At 70.6% G+C, this 16,007-nt stretch carries 12 protein-coding genes; 8 read left to right on the top strand and 4 right to left on the bottom strand.

Annotation, left to right across the window (positions count from 1 at the left end; all coding sequences use genetic code 11):
• Positions 1-123: 123 nt before the first annotated feature.
• From ACPPVO_RS02060 to ACPPVO_RS02045, 4 genes are all read left to right on the top strand, one after another.
• Positions 124-276, top strand: a complete 153-nt coding sequence (locus ACPPVO_RS02060; RefSeq protein WP_426509577.1) for a hypothetical protein — start codon at positions 124-126, stop codon at positions 274-276.
• Between the two features lie 98 nt (positions 277-374).
• Positions 375-3,188, top strand: a complete 2,814-nt coding sequence (locus ACPPVO_RS02055; RefSeq protein WP_426509575.1) for an AfsR/SARP family transcriptional regulator — start codon at positions 375-377, stop codon at positions 3,186-3,188.
• Positions 3,189-3,345: 157 nt separating this feature from the next.
• A complete protein-coding gene (locus tag ACPPVO_RS02050) occupies positions 3,346-3,825 on the top strand; it encodes a sigma-70 family RNA polymerase sigma factor (RefSeq protein ID WP_426509574.1) in 480 nt (159 codons plus the stop codon).
• A 137-nt stretch (positions 3,826-3,962) separates the two neighbouring features.
• Complete coding sequence (locus tag ACPPVO_RS02045) at positions 3,963-5,819, top strand: BTAD domain-containing putative transcriptional regulator (protein ID WP_426509572.1); 1,857 nt, start codon at positions 3,963-3,965, stop codon at positions 5,817-5,819.
• Here ACPPVO_RS02045 and ACPPVO_RS02040 read toward each other — a convergent pair.
• The gene (locus tag ACPPVO_RS02040) at positions 5,807-9,139 is read right to left on the bottom strand and encodes a S8 family peptidase (RefSeq protein ID WP_426509571.1); all 3,333 of its coding nucleotides are present in this window, start codon (positions 9,137-9,139) and stop codon (positions 5,807-5,809) included. The genes ACPPVO_RS02045 and ACPPVO_RS02040 overlap by 13 nt on opposite strands.
• Before the next feature lie 460 nt (positions 9,140-9,599).
• On the opposite strand from ACPPVO_RS02040, the gene ACPPVO_RS02035 reads away from it, so the two are divergent.
• From ACPPVO_RS02035 to ACPPVO_RS02025, 3 genes are read left to right on the top strand one after another with little or no spacing between them, the layout of a single operon-like run.
• A complete protein-coding gene (locus ACPPVO_RS02035) occupies positions 9,600-11,189 on the top strand; it encodes a P-loop ATPase, Sll1717 family (protein ID WP_426509570.1) in 1,590 nt (529 codons plus the stop codon).
• Between the two features lie 7 nt (positions 11,190-11,196).
• Positions 11,197-11,934 carry an FRG domain-containing protein gene (locus ACPPVO_RS02030; RefSeq protein WP_426509568.1) on the top strand — a complete coding sequence of 246 codons (738 nt, stop codon included), beginning with the start codon at positions 11,197-11,199 and terminating at the stop codon, positions 11,932-11,934.
• A gap of 6 nt (positions 11,935-11,940) precedes the next feature.
• A complete protein-coding gene (locus tag ACPPVO_RS02025; protein ID WP_426509566.1) occupies positions 11,941-12,834 on the top strand; it encodes a macro domain-containing protein in 894 nt (297 codons plus the stop codon).
• A gap of 441 nt (positions 12,835-13,275) precedes the next feature.
• On the opposite strand, the gene ACPPVO_RS02020 is transcribed toward ACPPVO_RS02025, so the two are convergent.
• Both ACPPVO_RS02020 and ACPPVO_RS02015 read right to left on the bottom strand, forming a co-directional pair.
• On the bottom strand, positions 13,276-13,899 hold the full coding sequence (locus ACPPVO_RS02020; protein ID WP_426509564.1) for a response regulator: 624 nt from the start codon (positions 13,897-13,899) through the stop codon (positions 13,276-13,278).
• An 11-nt stretch (positions 13,900-13,910) separates the two neighbouring features.
• Positions 13,911-14,921 (bottom strand): sensor histidine kinase, encoded by a 1,011-nt coding sequence (locus ACPPVO_RS02015; protein ID WP_426509563.1) that lies wholly within the window; start codon positions 14,919-14,921, stop codon positions 13,911-13,913.
• Positions 14,922-15,082: 161 nt separating this feature from the next.
• On the opposite strand from ACPPVO_RS02015, the gene ACPPVO_RS02010 reads away from it, so the two are divergent.
• Positions 15,083-15,604 carry a hypothetical protein gene (locus tag ACPPVO_RS02010; protein WP_426509561.1) on the top strand — a complete coding sequence of 174 codons (522 nt, stop codon included), beginning with the start codon at positions 15,083-15,085 and terminating at the stop codon, positions 15,602-15,604.
• 83 nt (positions 15,605-15,687) lie between these two features.
• On the opposite strand, the gene ACPPVO_RS02005 is transcribed toward ACPPVO_RS02010, so the two are convergent.
• Complete coding sequence (locus tag ACPPVO_RS02005) at positions 15,688-15,969, bottom strand: hypothetical protein (protein WP_426514503.1); 282 nt, start codon at positions 15,967-15,969, stop codon at positions 15,688-15,690.
• Positions 15,970-16,007: the final 38 nt, after the last annotated feature.

Genomic DNA, 16,007 nt, shown 5'->3' with positions numbered 1-16,007 from the left:
TCAGGCACCGGTCGCCACGACGAAGCCGCGTCGGCGATCTCGCCGGAGTGATCCTTCATCCGGACGGGGCACACCTCAGCCGAGCTCGCCCGGGCCTGCGTCCGATGGAAGGTGCGCCAGTCGATGGGCAGGGTCGGCTCGTGCTTCGAGAACGCCGCCGCCGAGGCCACCTTCTCCACCACCAAGGTCGAGTACGTCCACCGCCGCCAGTTCCGCACCCGGGTCAACGACACGGACCTTCCGAGGGCGCACGATACCGGGCACGTGGGCGCCTGAGCACGAATGAGCTTGGGCCGTGTCCCGGAGACCCGCCTCGCCCTTGGGCCTGCGGTCGCAGGAATCGGACGGCGGATCGGCCGGTTACGGTTGCCGGTGTGCGGACGGAGGCGGACGAGACGATCAGCTTCTCGGTACTCGGCTCGGTCAGAGTGGTCCGCGCCGGCGCCGAACTGCATCTTGGCGCCCGTCAGCAGCGCCTGGTGCTCGCGTTGCTGCTGGCTCGGGCTGGTTCACCAGTTTCCTCGGCCGAGCTGGTCGACCTGCTCTGGGACGAGGATCCTCCGGCCAGCGCCGCGAACGTCGTGCACCGGCACGTCGGGATGCTCCGGCGGCTGCTTGAGCCCGGCCTGCCCACCCGATCGGCGGGCCGGCACATCCTCCGGGAGCTCTCGGGCTATCGCCTGCACACCGACGAGGAATCCCTTGACCTGTTGAAGTTCCGGTCACTGAGCCGGCTGGCGGATCGGCATCTGCAGGACGGCGACCCGGAGTCGGCGCTGCGGCATTTCCTCGACGGGCTGCGGCTGTGGCGCGGCCGGTGCGCCTCGGGCCTGGAACCGGCCTCCCGCCAGCATCCCGCGTTTCTCGCCGTGGAGGCCGAACGCGCCCGCGCCGTGCGCGAGGCCGCCGACGCGGCCGAACAATGCGGCCGGCTGAGCGCGGTACTGGCGCCGTTGCGGCAGGCAGCCGAGCAGCACCCGCTCGACGAGTCGCTGCAGAGCCGGTTGCTGCTGGCGCTCGCCGCCGACGGCCGCCAGGCAGAGGCCGTCGAGCTGTACCAGGCGGTGCGCCGCCGGCTCGCCGACGACCTGGGCATCGATCCAGGCGAGGAGCTGCGGGAGGCGTACGACCGGCTGCTGCACCAGCGCACCGGGTCGGCGCCCACCAAGTCGCCGCCGCCACTCCCCCGGCCCGCGCAGCTGCCCCCTGACCTGCCCTTCTTCAGCGGCCGGGACGACCTGATCGCCGAGGCCCGCGCGGCGACCGCGCGCCCGGGCGGGCCGACTGTGCTCGCGATCGACGGCATGCCCGGGATCGGCAAGACCGCCCTTGCCGTCCACCTCGCCCACGAGTTCGCCGCCGGGTACCCGGATGGGCAGCTGTATGTCGACCTGCGCGGATACGACGGGCGGGAGCCGAGGATGAGCCCGTCCGAGGCGCTGCGCGGCTTCCTCGGCTCGCTCGGGGTGCCCCAGGAGGGCATCCCCGCCGAGCTGCACGCCCAGGCGGGCATCTACCGCAGCCGCCTTGCCGGCCGGCGCCTGCTGATCGTGCTCGACAACTGTCGGGACGCCGAGCAGATCCGGCACCTGCTGCCGGGCAGTCCCGGCTGTCTGGTGATCGTCACCAGCCGCAGCCGGCTCAGCACTCTGCTGACCACGGCCGGCGCCCACCCGTTGCCGATCGGCCTGCCGAGCGTCGACGAGGCCCGCGCGGCGCTCCTGGGGCCGCTCGGCGCCGGCCGCCTCGCGGCGGACCCGGCCGCGATCGACGCCATCATCGCCGGCTGTGGGCGGCTGCCGCTCGCGCTGGCCGTGGTGGCCGCTCGCGCGGCGAGCCTGCCGCGGACGCCAACGGCACAGATCGCCGCCGAGCTGGCCCAAGCGCCTGGGAGCCTGGACGGCTTCGACGGCAATGACCCGCAGACCGGCTTGCGTGCCGCCTTCTCCTGGTCCTACCAGGCACTCTCCGCGCCGGCCGCCCGGCTCTTCCGCCTGCTGCCGCTCCATCCGGGCCCCGACATCCCGATCGCCGGGGCGGCGGGCCTGGCCGGCGTCCCGCTGCGGAGCGCGCGGGCACAGCTCGGCGAGCTGAGCCGCGCGCACCTGATCAACGAGGACCTGCCCGGCCGCTACCGCACCCACGACCTGCTGTTGGCCTATGCCATGGAGCTCGGCGAGGAGAACGACAGCCCGGCCGAGCGCGCCGCCGCGGAGCTGCGGTGCCTGCAGTTCTACCGAGCCACCGGCTATCAGGCGCATCGAAGGCTGTTGACCTCCGAGGACCACCCGATGATCGATCCGGGGCCGGGCGAGACCCCGCTACGCTTCGCCGATCACGGCGACGCCATGCGTTGGTTCACCGCCGAGCGGCAGGTCCTGATCGCGCTCGTGGGCCGGGCCGCTCGGCAGGGCCGGCACACCGAGGCCTGGCAGCTTGCCCTGGGCATGCAGCACTTTTTCGAACGCAGCGGCCGGTGGGCCGACTGGACGGCAACCGGCGAGGTGGCCCTCGAGGCCGCCCGGGTCGCCGGCGACCTCGTCGGGCAGGCCCGGGTGCACCGCAGCCTGGCCGGGGCGGCCTACTTCCGGCACGAGCACGAGACCGCGGTCGGGCATCTCGATCAGGCGGTCGAGCTGCTCGCCCGGCTCGGCTTGCACGGCGAGATGACTCGGGCAGGGATCAACCGGGCGATGATTCTGCGTGCCCAGGGGCGACACGAGGAGGTCGTCCGGACGCTGTCCACGGCGTCCGGGCCATGGGTGGCCGGACACGACAAACTGCTCGCGGACGTCCTGGTGATCATGGCCGCGAGCTACGCCGAGTTGGGCCGGCAGGAAGATGCCGTGCGCCGCGCGGAGCAGGCGATGGCGCTGTCGCGCGGAGCGCAGTACAAGCTGGGCGTCGCCGAGGCGTGGGAGGTGCTCGGCCAGGTGCATTTCGCCCGCCAGGAGCTGGGCCAGGCGGTTGACTGCTGGCGCGAGGCGGCCGTCGCCTATCAGGAGGCCTCGGCGCCGGCGGCGGCCGCTGAGGTGCTGGCGCTGCTCGGCGAAGCCCTCGCCGCCGCCGGCGACCAGGACACCGCGGTGCGGGTGTGGCAGGAGGCGCTGGCGCTGATCCCGCACGCGCAGACCCGGATGCGCCAGCGGCTGACCGACCTGCTCGCGGCGGTCACGTCGCGTCCGTGACCGATATCCATCGGTGACGGCACTCGATCCGCACTTCAGCGTCAGTCCATTCGCATCCGTCGTCCCTAGGCTCGTGCCGCATTTACCGTTGCTGCTGCGTACGGGGGACATCGTGCTGCGTGTACCCGATGGATCATCGGTCGGCAGGTCTGAGCGCATGACTGCACTGCATGCGGACCACGCCCACGCCGTGCTGCGTCTGCTGCTCGTACTGACCCGCGGCCAGGGGGAGACCGCCGAGGACCTGCTCCAGGAAACGATGCTGCGGGCCTGGCGGCACATCGACGCGGTGCCGACCGAGCCCGATGCCGCCCGCCGGTGGCTCTGCACCGTCGCGCGGCGGCTCGTCATCGACGGCCTCCGGCTGCGACGGGGGCGCCCGGCCGAGGTCCATCTGGTCGACATGACCTGGATTCCCGCTGCTGACGACACCACCGGCACCGCGCTGGCGTCGTACGCCATCCGGCGCGCGCTCGGTCGGCTGAGCCCGGCGCAGCGCATTCTGCTCTCCGAGGTCTACCTGGTCGGGCGGTCAAAGAAAGAGGTCGCGGGCCGGTTGGGAGTGCCGATCGGCACGGTGAAGTCCCGGACCCACCATGCGCTACGCGCCCTGCGCACCGGCCTCCAGGCGGCCTGAGCAGGTACGACTCCGCCGGAAGGCGATCCGGCCACCACGTCGAAGCGCACATTGGCATCGGTGCGCACGTTTCGCGGTGCGGGCCTTGCCATGTGGTGGCGACCGCGGCAACCAGCCCTGCATAAGATCGCATCAAGATGACCGACCCGCTCTCATTCGCCCTTCTCGGCCCGGTACGGGCCTGGCGCGGCCAGTCCGAAATCGACCTGGGTACCCGGCAGCAGCGGCTGATCCTGGCGTTGCTGCTCGCCCGGGCCGGCGGCGCGGCCAGCGTCGCCGAGCTCGTCGACCTGCTTTGGGCGTCCGACCCCCCACCCAGCGCGGTCAATGTGGTGCACCGGCACGTCGGGATGCTCCGACGGCGGTTCGAGCCGGGCCTGCCGACGCGGGCAACAGGCTCGGTGCTGATCCGCGACGGCGCTGAATATCAGCTACGGATCGACAGCGAGTCGCTCGACCTCGTGCGTTTCCGGCGCCTGGTCGCCGAGGCCGATGGCAGCTCCGGCGAGCCTGCCGTCGAGCTCTATCGGGAGGCGCTCGCGTTGTGGCACGACCGGTGCGCCGCCGGCCTGCAGGCCGGCGGCCGGGCGCATCCGGACTTCGTCGCTGTCGACAGGGAGCGGTTCGCGGCCGTCCGAGCGGCGGCCGACGCCGCCTTGCGGGCCGGGTGCATCGACGCGGTGCTGCCCGCGATCCGGCTGGCCGCCGAATGCGAACCGCTGGACGAGGCACTGCAGGCGCGGCTGCTGCTCGCGCTCGCCGCGCACGGCCGCCGGGCCGAAGCCCTCGCGGCGTTTACCGACATCGAGCGCCGGCTCGCCGATGAACTCGGCATCCGTCCGGGCGACGACCTGCGCGCGGCCCGGGACAGCCTGCTCGACCACGACACCTCGGCGACGATCCGAGCCGAGCCGCCAAGGCAGTTGCCGGCCGACCACCCCTACTTCACCGGCCGCCGCGACGTCCTGGGCGGCGTGGAGGAGCTGCTGGCCGGAGACCGGCCGACCAACACGCTGGTCATCAATGGAATGCCCGGCGTCGGGAAGACCACCCTCGCGGTGCGCCTGGCTCACCAGCTGGCCGGCCGTTACCCCGATGGGCAGCTGCACGCGGACCTGCGCGGTTTCGACTCCGGCGACTCGGCGATGACACCGGCGGAGGCGCTGCGCGGCTTCCTGTCGTCCCTTGGGGTCGCGCCTGCTGCCATCCCCGCCGACCTGGACGCCCAGGCCGGCCTCTACCGCAGCATCCTGGCCGAGCGGCGGATGCTGATCCTGCTCGACAACTGCGTCGACTGGGACCAGATCCGGTACCTGCTGCCCGGCATCGGCGGCAGTCTCGTCATCACCACCAGCCGCCGCCGGATCACTGACGTGGCCGGTCCGGTGGGCACCCACACGCTGCACCTGCACCCGCTGGCCGACGCCGAGGCCCGCGAGCTGCTCGCCCGCTGGCTCGGCGACGCGGCGGCCGCCGACCCGGGCACCGTTGACGAGATCATCGCGCGGTGCGGCCGGCTGCCGCTGGCCCTGGCACTGGTCGCCACCCGCAGCGTCGGGCGGCCCGGGCTCGGCCTGCCCGCAATCGCCGGTGAGCTGGCTAAGGCCGATGGCCGTCTGGCCGGCTTCGGGGACGCAAAGGCCGATCTGGAGGCGAGCTTCTCCTGGTCCTACCGGGCGCTGACTCCCGAGGCAGCCCGGCTCTTCCGGCTGCTGCCCCGGCACCCGGCCGGGCCGCTGAGCACGGAAGCGGCGGCCGCGCTGGGCGGCTTGTCCCTGCGCGCTGCCCGCGGCCTGCTCGCCGAGCTCGGGGCGCAGCTGCTGATCCAGCCGGACGACGGCCGGTGGCGGATGCATGATCTGCTGCGCGCATATGCCGCGGAGCTCGGGGATGAGTACGACGACGCGGCCGACTCGATGGGACGGCCTCGCACTCGTGACCCGGACGCGGCGCCGGTGGGCGCCGCGTCCGGGGCTCAGCCTCAGTACCGGTAGGCGCGGATGATGGTCTGCTTGACCGTGTTACCGCTGGTGTCCGTCGCGGCGGCCCGCAGCGAGACGAAGCCCGTGCCGGCCGGGTTGTGCACCCAGGCGACCGCCTTCTCGCCGGAGCGTTGCACGGTCAGCTGGTGCCAGGTCTGGCCGTCGTCGAAGGACGCCTCGACGCTCAGGGCCGTGGTCCGGCCCCGCTCCGCCCCGACCTGACGGTCGAGCGAGACCGGGATCTCGAACAGCCGGTTTGCCGGTGCCCGGTTGTCGATGTCGAGATCCGGGGTGAACCGGATCGCCGTCATCGGCAGCTTCACCAGTGCACCGTCGCTCACGTGCGCGGACTTGAAGGTCCACTCCGCGTCGACCACCGTCGAGAGGGTGAACGCGGGGTCGCTGCGGAAGGTCGCGGCCAACCGGTAGTCACCCGCCTCCGCCGGCACGTCCCACGACCAGGGCGCCTGGTTCGCGTCGCCGATCTTGACCCCGTTGCGGTAGAGGTTCACCTGCACGCTGCCGCCGCGAACAAACCGGAAGCCCATGTGCCCGGTACCGTCGCCGTGCAGCGGCCCCGGTCCGCCCATCGTGTCGCCCCAGTAGCGGGTGGCGAACTGCTGGCCGAAGTTCGGCTCCGGGAAGACCGGCCCGGCCACCGCGTTGGCCCACATCACCGTGTATGTGCGCCCGGGCTCGAAGCTGGTCCACGCCGACTCGTAGTACGTGTACCCCCGCTGTGCCGACGTCGACTGCCACACCGCCTGCTTGTCCTTGGTGTAGTACTCGGTGATGGTGCTCGGCACGTCGTAGGTGAAGATCGGCGGCACGTTGCGCTCGTCGCGGTAGACCGGCGAGTTGCCGGGCGCGTGTGCGACCGCGGACCGCGACACCGGCACGCCGGGCACGTCCGCGCTGACCTGGGAGCGGACCGTGGCGAAGTCGTCCGGGCGCAGTTTGCGGGTCAGCCCGGTCATCATCCTGTCCGGTTCGTAGAGATAGACCCGGTACACGTACGGGCTGTTGTGCAGGCCTCCGTCCTGGTCAACCTGGCCCCACATCCCGTGGACGTAGGAGACGAAGCCGGGCGTCTTGCCGGACCCGATCTGTGCGGTCCGCACGTGATCGAAGGGGACGTTCATGAGCACGCCGTACGGGTCGTTGCTGCCCCAGATCTGCGGCTGCTCGGTCCGGATCGTCCAGCCGGACTCCTGCCAGACGGCGGTCGCGTCCGGGTTCGGCACCGACACCGCGATCGGCTTCGCCAGGCGGGCGTCCATGGTGAGCGCCTGGTCGGTGCTCAGGTCGAGGCTCGGGCGCACCAGCGACGTGACGTCCGGGGAGAACGGATCGCCGGTCAGCAGGTAGGTCTGGACCAGGTAGCGGCCCGCGCGGAGCCGGTACGTGGTGGTCGTCGGGTCGCCGAGCACCAGGTTGGTCTGCCGGTCCAGGTCGGTCAGGATGGTCACCCAGCCCTGGTCGGCCGTCGGCGCTCCGCCGTCCGGCCCGACGAGCTTGAGGGTCAGCTGGTGGCGGGCGACGTCGAGCGCGACCGGGGTCTGCACCTGCGCGCCGCCGCCGGTGGCGGTCACCTCACCGCCGAAGTAGCGGTCGGGCAGGCCGGCGCCGGCCTGCACGTTGACGGTCACGGTGGCCGTGCCGCCGGCCGGGACCGTCACCGAGGAGGCGCTGAGGCTGAACAGGCCGGCCGGTGCCGGGGCGCCGTCGGCGTCCTTGGCGTCGAGGGAGACGGCCAGGGTCAACGCGGAGGCGCCGCTGTTGGAGTACGTGACCGTGCTGTGCTGCGCAGTGGTGGTCCGGTCGAACGCGACGCTGACCGGGCTTGCCGTGACGGTCTGCTGGATCGCCCGGGCGGCATTGAGGAAGCCCGCGCCCTGCTCGTAGACACCGATGGCAGCGTTCGGCTGAGCGGCTGCCATCAGCGTGGACTTGATCCGCTCAGGCGCCCAGTCCGGGTGCTGCTGGGCCAGGATCGCCGCCGCGCCGGCCACGTGCGGAGTCGCCATCGAGGTGCCGTTGAGGCGGGTGTACTGCGGGTTCTCCTCCGGCCACAGGTCGGAGGTCGAGCTGCGGGCAGCGACGATACCGACGCCGGGTGCGGTGATGTCCGGCTTGATGCCGGCGTCGCTCGCGCGCGGACCCCGGCTCGAGAACTCGGCCAGCTCGCCCGTCTTGGTCACGGCGCCCACGGTCAGCGCCTCGGCCACGTCGCCGGGCGAGTTCACCGTGGACTCGCCGGCCAGGCCGTCGTTGCCCGCGGCGACGACGAAGAGCACGCCGTAGCGCTGGGTGAGGTCGGCCAGGGCCGCCTCGATCGGATCGGTGTCCGGGCTGTCCGGGCCGCCGAGGCTCATGTTGGCCACCTTGACGCCCTGCTGCGCCGCCCAGGTCATGCCGGCCACGATCGCCGACTCCGGGCAGCCCACTTCGGTGCAGACCTTGGCGCTGTAGAGGGTCGCGCCGGGCGCCATGCCCTTGTAACGGCCCTGCGACGCGGCCCCGCTGCCGACGATGGTGGAGGCGACGTGGGTGCCGTGACCGACCCGGTCGAGGCTGTCCGGATCGGAGGTGAAGTTCTCCGCGGCGGTTACGTGGCCAGCCAGATCGGGGTGGGTCTGATCGATGCCGGTGTCGATCACACCGACCTTCACCCCTGCTCCCGTCCAGCCGGCCTGCCACGCCTGCGGCGCGCCAGTCATCGGAACACTGACGTCGAGGGTGGGGCGGCGCAGCCCGTCGAGCCAGATCTTGTCGAAGCCGACCCGTAGTTGCCGCTCGGTACCACTGGCGGAGGAAGTGATGTTGTTCCAGAAGGACACCGCGTCCGCGCGGCTCTCCGCGACAGCGCTCGCTCCGGAGAGCTCCCGGGTGGTCCTGGCGCCGGCAAGGCCGGCGGGGGCGGTGCTGCTGTGCTGGACGATGAGCGGCAGGGTGGCCCGGGTGTCGTCGTAGCCGAAGTCGACGAGCATCGAGATGTCGAAGAGCCTCGCGTCGAGCTTGCCCCGGTTGAGCAGGCCGACGGCGTCGGCCGGGATGACCTGCACGTCCTCGCCGGCGCTGTGTTTGATAAACGGGATCCGCTCCCGTCCCTTCCCCGGCACGACGTCAACCGCCGTCTCGCCGTCCTTGGTGCTGACGTGGACGGTGTCGCCGGTGAGCAGAGTGACCGTCCGGGGCTTGGAGGCCACCGCGGGTACGGTCGACGGCTTCTGTGTCTGGGCCTGCGCCACCGCCGGCGAACCGCCCGGAGCCACCGCCGAGACGCCCAGCACCAGCATCGCCAGCGCCGATATCCTGCGAACTGATCTCATCGTTCTCCCTGGATGCACGCGATAGGTATCCAGGCGCTCCGGACGTGACCGGCGAGTGAAAGTTCATCCCGAGTGACGCAGATCACTGCGGAACCAGCTGGGCCCGGACCCGCGCGCCCGCCATCACATATCTGCACACCTCGCGAATCTGTCCGAGGACGCGGCGTGGGCGCTGCTCATGCGGGGGTGCCACCGTGGTGGGCAAGAGCGCCGTTCTGCACCAGCTGCGCGTCGATTTCGCGCTGCGGGAGGAGCGCCACTCACCAGCGCGGATGAGACTTTTCGGCAGGAGCACCCCGCGCACCTGCTGACAAATCAGTCACTGGTTTGCATTTACGACTGTTGTGTATCGCTCCGTGGCCTGGTTGTCTCTAAGAGTGTTGGCCGGCCGGACGGGCCGCGAGTCGGCGTAGCGCATCACGTGCCGACTCCGTCCGGGCCGAGGGAGGGGAGCACGGCGATGAATTCTGGCCCGTCGGTCCTGAGCACTGGTGCCGCGCCCTTCGGCAATCCGGACGGTGCGCGGGAGAATCTCGACTCGCTGCTCGAACGTTTCGTTGATTTCGCTGGCAACGAGGCATTCGGTGCGCTGGCCACGCGCGCCGACGACATGCGTGCCCGCGTGATCGTCGGGCGGATGGGCGCCGGCAAGACGGTCTACCTGCGCAGGTTACAGGCGTCCGCCGACCACGAGGCCAGCGTGTACGCCGACACGTCCCAGGGCGACCTGCCCTCGACCGAGTCGATCGTGCGGACCTGCCAGTTCTTCGAACGCCGGGACCTCGTCGAAATGTGGCAGCGGCTCTGGTCGTGCTCGATCACCCGGACCGTGGCCGCGCACATCCTGCGCCAGCGGGAACTGCGCGAACGGGTGAACGGTGAGCTGCGCGAGGAGTTGCAGAGCTACGCGCACCTCATCGGGCAGGGGCGCGCGCCCGGCACCGTCTACAGCCATCTCGCGGACATCCTGTACGAGTACGACGCCAAGCACAAACTCATGACGTACCTGCAACGACGTGACTGGAACGATCTCACGCACTTTCTGCGCGAGGCCATCGTCGACCTGCCACCCATCGCCTTCTACATCGACGGGGTCGACGAGTCCTTCGCGTACGCCCCGATGTACTGGCTGCCCTGCCAGGAGGGCCTCTTCCACGCGGTCATGCAGTGGCTGAAGGACCACCGCATCGGCGGGCGGCTGCATGTCGTGGTGGCCCTTCGGGACGTCGTGTTCTCCAGCGTGCTGCGCAGCGAGATGGCCAGCAAGTACCGCGGGGAGCCGCACGTGCGGGTGCTGGACTGGGACGCCGCGTCGCTGAAGTACCTGCTGTACAACAAGATCGAACGGCTAGACAAGCGGTACCTGACCGAGCCCGCCGCCGGGGAGCCGATGACCGCCTGGCTCGGGCTCACCGAGATCGAGAACCTGGCCCGGGGAAGCCGGGAGACCGCCATCGATTACGTGCTGCGGCACACCCGCCTGATACCGCGGGATCTGGTGGAGGTCGGCAACTCGCTGAGCAACGTCGTGCTGCGGGCGAAACGCGCGGGTAACGGGCCGCCGTCGCAGCAGTCCATCCGAGATACCGTGGCGGCGGTGGCCGGAGCGTTCGGCAACGATCAGATTCAGCAGTGCGCCAACCAGATCTCCGCCGATCTGGCCCCGGCGAAGTCGGGGCAGCACGGGTACGCGGATTTCTACGTCGGGCGGCACGCATACATCCGCGACGACATCGTCGAGGCACTGCGCGAGTCCCTGCTCCTGCTCGGCGCCGACCGGTTCGACGCGCCGAGCCTGCAGTGTGCACGGGATCTACTCCGGCAGCATTTCGACGGCCAGACCGACCTCGCGACCGTGTTGTGGCAGAACGGCCTGCTCGGCTTCGTCGGCAAACGCAACGGCGCGGACGGCACCTTCTTCTATTCGATGGGCGGCATGAGCGAGCTCCAGCCGCCGCTGTCCGAGCGCGAATACGTCCTCCACCCGTGCCTGATCGACGCCGTCGGTATCCGGTCGGTCGGGTCGCGGCCAGTGCGACCGTTCGCGTGAGGTCACCGTGGCGCAGATTCGCGAGATTCGCCTGGACTCGTGGTGGGAGTTCAAGCGTGACCTGGTGTCAGAGTTCATCGACGCCGACTCGTACCGTCACGACGCGTACCTCTTCCGCGGCATGCGATCCCCCCGCTGGCAGCTCGAATCCTCCTTCGACCGGACATTCCGGCACGTGGAGCCCGACCGCCGTACACAGGTGTTCGACGACCTGGTGGCTACGTTCCGCGAGGCCTGCCGTGACTACGGGCTTCCGGCCGAACTGTGCGACGACGACCGCCGGCTCATCGCGCTCGGGCAGCACCACGGACTGCCCACCAGGCTGCTCGACTGGACCAGCAGCCCGTACATCGCGGCATTCTTCGCGTACCAGGAGGCATTCGCAGAGGCCGACGCGGCGGACAGCCACGTCGTGCTGTGGGTGCTGCACCGGCGGTCCCCGATGTGGTCGGGCGTGTACGACGTGGAGATCGTGGCGGCGCCGTCGCACGAGAACGCGAGGGCCCGCAACCAGGCCGGCTACTACACCCTGTCCCGCAGCCCGTTCAACTGTCTGGAAGAGGTCGTCATCCGGTGCACGGACGTGACCGGCGTGGCGCTGACCCGGGTCCTGCTACCCCTGGATGATGTCCGGACTGCGCTGGCCGACCTCGATCTGATGGGCATCAGCGCTTTGCGGCTCTTTCCGGACCTCACCGGGGCGGCGACCGCCTGCAAGATCCGCATGCTGCTGGAACAGGGGTGACGAACCTTGCAGGATCGTGATGCGGTGGCCACCCCGGGCAGTTCCACGGACGCGGCGAGCGACAGCCGTCTGCTGACGCCGCTGCGACGGCAGTGGCGGGCCATCAAGCGCCGCACCGGGACCGTTGATCGCGAGGCCATCCAGTGGCTCTTCGCGACCTGCGGCGTTATCGCCTCGGGGCTCGGCGTCGCCCAGTTCGTGTGGCCGGACGGGTCGGCCGCCGTCGGCGGTTGGTGGCTGCTGGGCACGCTGGCCTTCGGTGTCATCGGCGGGCTGGTGCTGCGCGTGATGAAACGATCGATCCGCGCGACGAGCAACACGCGTGCCTGGACGATCCAGGTCGTGCCGGGCAACGTCCTGGATCATCGCCCCTGCGTCATCACGACCGATCGCCGGCGGACGCTCTCGCCGGAGAAGGTCGCGCCGAGCAGCTTGATCGTGCAGTACCTGGAGTCGCTGGACGGTGCCGGCCGGACCGAGGCCGAGCTGGCGATCGAACAGATGCAGTCGGGCCCGCTGAGCCGGCCGGGCGATGTGCAGTTCATCGAGTCGTCCGGCGCGCCCGGACCGATCCTGCTGCTCGCCTGCGGGCGCCCAACCCGCAACGGGACGGTGACCACGTGGTCGCATCTCACCCAAACGTACGACGGGCTGTGGGCCGCCGTCCGGTCGCGGCACTTCGACGAGGTCTCCGTGCCGGTCATCGGCGCCGGCTACTCCCGCGTGAGCCTCTCCCATTCCGCGGTCCTGCTCGCCCTCCTGCTCTCCTTCCACGCCGCCAGCACGGAACGGCCGGTCTGCCGCCTGCTGCGCGTCGTCTTGCCGCCCACCGATGCGGACCAGGAGGAGCTGGTACTGGCCCGGCGCTTCCTCAGCGCCCTCGGCTACTCGCTGGCGTAGGCTGCCCGATCGCCGGCGATTCTTGCCCAGCTCACTACGCGGCCGGCGAACCGAACAGCTCCACCAGCCATCAGGCCACAGCGGGCTTCAGCCAATCCGGCTATGGGCGTGTGAAGTGCCTCATCGCGGCCGAGGCCGACGTCCCCGCGTTAGCGCAGGAGATCAGCTCTTTCCAGAACGCGGTTAACCTCAGAAACCACGACGCGTAGGAGGGTCTCCAGAAGGTCCGGCACGCACCCGTCGTGGGCTTGGGGCACGGCTGACTGTGGCGCGTGCCGACAGACACGGTCAGTGGGTGCCTCCTCACCGGCGACGCCGGCGACGGTGTGCAGCAGGTCGGCGATCTTGGTCAGCTCATGGAGCGGAACGTTGGCCTCCATGCCGGACTCACCGACGTCCTCGGCTAGTCAGCGGAAACTGGCGCCGACCGCTTCATGCTGACTAGGGAGCTAGGCCGTGGCGGCGGGCGTAGCTGATGGCCGCTGCACGGTCGGAGGCTCCGGTCTTGCTGAAGATCCGGTTGATGTGGGACTTCACCGTGCTGGACTCGATCCGCAGGCGGGTCGCGATAGCGTGGTTGGTGAGTCCGGCTGCTATCAGCGCGAGGACTTCGACCTCACGAACGGTGAGCCCGTCGGGCAACTCGGCCGGTACGCGCCCGATCCGGGCGGCCGTGACCAGGCGAGCCTGTACGGCGGGGTCGAGCGGCGCCAGGCCGGCAGCGGCCGCCATGATCGCCTGCCGGATCTCCGCCCGTCCGGCGCTCTTGGTGAGGTAACCGCGGGCGCCTGCGGCGAGCGCGTCGAGGACCGAGGCGTCGTCGGTGTAACCGGTGAGGATCACGACCGCTGTGGCGGGGTGATCGGCGGCGAGCCGGGCGGTGGTGGCGATGCCGTCCATGCCGGGCATACGCAGGTCGAGCAGGACGACGTCGGGATGGTGGCGAGCCACGGCCGCCAGCGCGGCGGGTCCGTCGGCGGCCTCGCCCACCACGTCGATATCCGGGACAAGCCCGAGGAGCGCGGCAAGTCCCTCCCGTACGACGGTCTGGTCGTCGGCCACCACAACCCGTATCGTCACGCCGGCACCTGGGCTTCGATTCGCCAGAGGCCGCCCGTGGCGCCGGTGACCAGGGTTCCGCCGACCTGCGTAATGCGCTCCCGCATGACGTGCAGCCCTTGCCCACCGCTGACTGCGTCCGAACCGGCGGAGGTGGCGTTGGCGACGGTGACGATCACGGTTTCCGGCTCGTAGGACAGGGTCACTGTGGCTTTGGTCCCAGGTGCGTGCTTACCCGCGTTGGTCAACGCCTCCTGGAGGAGGCGGTAGACCGCCATCCCGGTGATGGCCGACAGCGGTCGCGGCTTGCCGTGCACGGTGAGGTCCGCGGCCAGGCCGGAGGTGTCGATGAGCTGCTTGACCAGGTCGTGGACGCCGACGGCTCCGTAGCGCAGCGTACGCACCGCGGCAACGGTCTCCTCCTGCCCGCTGCGGGTCAGCCGGGCGGCCTTCGCCAGATGAGCGAGTGCCAGGTCGGTGTCGCCGATCGTCTCAAGCGCCGCCGAGGCGGCCTCGACCTGGAGGGAGAGGGCGGTCAACGAGTGGCCGAGAATGTCGTGGAGTTCGGTCGCGATGCGGCTTCGTTCCGTGAGCATCGCGGCGCGGGCCGTCGAGCGCCGGTTGCTGCCCACGACGTATGCGACAAAAGCGACCGCCGCGAACGTGGCCAGCGCGTCCCCCCGGCCTACGACGTACCCGGCGACCAGGATGGCGCAACACGCGCCTGCCAGCGGCACGCCGACCGCTGCGGACAGCGCGGCACCCGCATCGACGCAGGCGAACACGGTGAACCAGCACACCGCTGGAGCCGGGTGCACGAACAGCAGGACACTGCCGGCCAGCCCGGTCCAACAGACGAACACGGTCAGCGGCCGAGAGGTCCCGCGTGGGCCGGTGACGGCCCAGCCGACCCAGCCCACAGCCGCCACTGCGAGCGTGATCGAGGTTGCCAGCCGGGCGCCGTGCAAGCCGACGATGCCCGGATGCGCCGTCTCGCCCCAGATCATGAACGCCAGTCCGGCTGCCATCGCGGCCCGTAGCGGTCCCGCTCTGCCCGACATAGTGAGCATTCCCGACATGGCGAACTTTACGTACGAGCGCGACACCATATCCCTTGCCATGACTACACCCAAGGTTCCAACCAGCGGATGGATGATCTACACCCGACGCACAGCCTACGGTCGGCCTCATGTCGACCGCGCTTACCCTGCTCAACCTGGCTATCGTCGCCGTCCTGCTGGCCCGGGACTGGGGCCACCGCCGAGTGACCCTGCTCGGCTTGCTGCGGCCGCTGCTGTTCGCCGCGGTGATCGTGCCGTTCGTGTCACCCGGCTGGGACCTGACCGGCAACGGCCTGCTGCTCGAGATCTCGGCTGCCGTGGTCGGCGCTTCGCTTGGTGTCCTCTCATGCCTGTTCATGCGTGTCACGGTGGATACCGGCGGCCAGATGTGGACCGAAGCGGGAGTCGCGTACGCGGTGGTGTGGATCGTGATCGCCGCCGCCCGGCAGGTGTTCATCTACGGTTGCCAGCACTGGTTCACCCGCGACCTCGGCATGTTTCTGATCGACAATCGCATCAGCGTCAACGCGTTCGCCGATTCGATCATGCTGCTCACGCTGGCCACGATGATCGCGAACCGCATCACGATCCTGGTGCGTACCCGCCTGGCGGCGGCGAGGGCCCCGCGGCAGGCGGCCGTCCCCGCATGACGTCGGCTGCCCAGCCTACGCGTCACATCAAGGACGGGCGCCGTTGCATTCCGGATCGACGGAAGCATTGCCCGGATGACGGGTCAGAGGTTCGGAGTGCCCGGGCGAGTTCGGATGGACCCGGTCCCTCCCCTGCGCTGGATCCGTTCCGGCCGGCTTCGAGCTCGCCAACTGGCCGCGCAGGATGCCCGCGTCCGCCGCCAGCAGCGTGGACGGTAGGCCGACAGCATGGTGTGCAGCCGGTCAGACCTCCAAGAACTGGTCGAGCAGCCCCGGACCGCGGCGCGGGCCAGCCGCAGCGCCTCCTGGGCGGGCACGTCGGGTACCGGGTAGTGCTGGTTGCCGCCGGCGGTGGTCGCGACCAGCGTGGCGAGGCCGGCCCGGCGCTGGAAGAACGTCTCGC

This window comes from Dactylosporangium sp. McL0621 (genome assembly GCF_049995355.1).
In the GTDB taxonomy this organism is placed as follows: domain Bacteria; phylum Actinomycetota; class Actinomycetes; order Mycobacteriales; family Micromonosporaceae; genus Dactylosporangium.
This window is presented reverse-complemented; position numbering and strand designations above follow the sequence as displayed.

Coding starts and splice junctions, on each gene's coding strand:
- ACPPVO_RS02060 (WP_426509577.1), top strand. CDS start 124: ATGGGCAGGGTCGGCTCGTGCTTCGAGAACGCCGCCGCCGAGGCCACC.
- ACPPVO_RS02050 (WP_426509574.1), top strand. CDS start 3,346: ATGACTGCACTGCATGCGGACCACGCCCACGCCGTGCTGCGTCTGCTG.
- ACPPVO_RS02045 (WP_426509572.1), top strand. CDS start 3,963: ATGACCGACCCGCTCTCATTCGCCCTTCTCGGCCCGGTACGGGCCTGG.
- ACPPVO_RS02040 (WP_426509571.1), bottom strand. CDS start 9,139: ATGAGATCAGTTCGCAGGATATCGGCGCTGGCGATGCTGGTGCTGGGC.
- ACPPVO_RS02035 (WP_426509570.1), top strand. CDS start 9,600: ATGAATTCTGGCCCGTCGGTCCTGAGCACTGGTGCCGCGCCCTTCGGC.
- ACPPVO_RS02015 (WP_426509563.1), bottom strand. CDS start 14,921: ATGGCAGCCGGACTGGCGTTCATGATCTGGGGCGAGACGGCGCATCCG.
- ACPPVO_RS02010 (WP_426509561.1), top strand. CDS start 15,083: ATGTCGACCGCGCTTACCCTGCTCAACCTGGCTATCGTCGCCGTCCTG.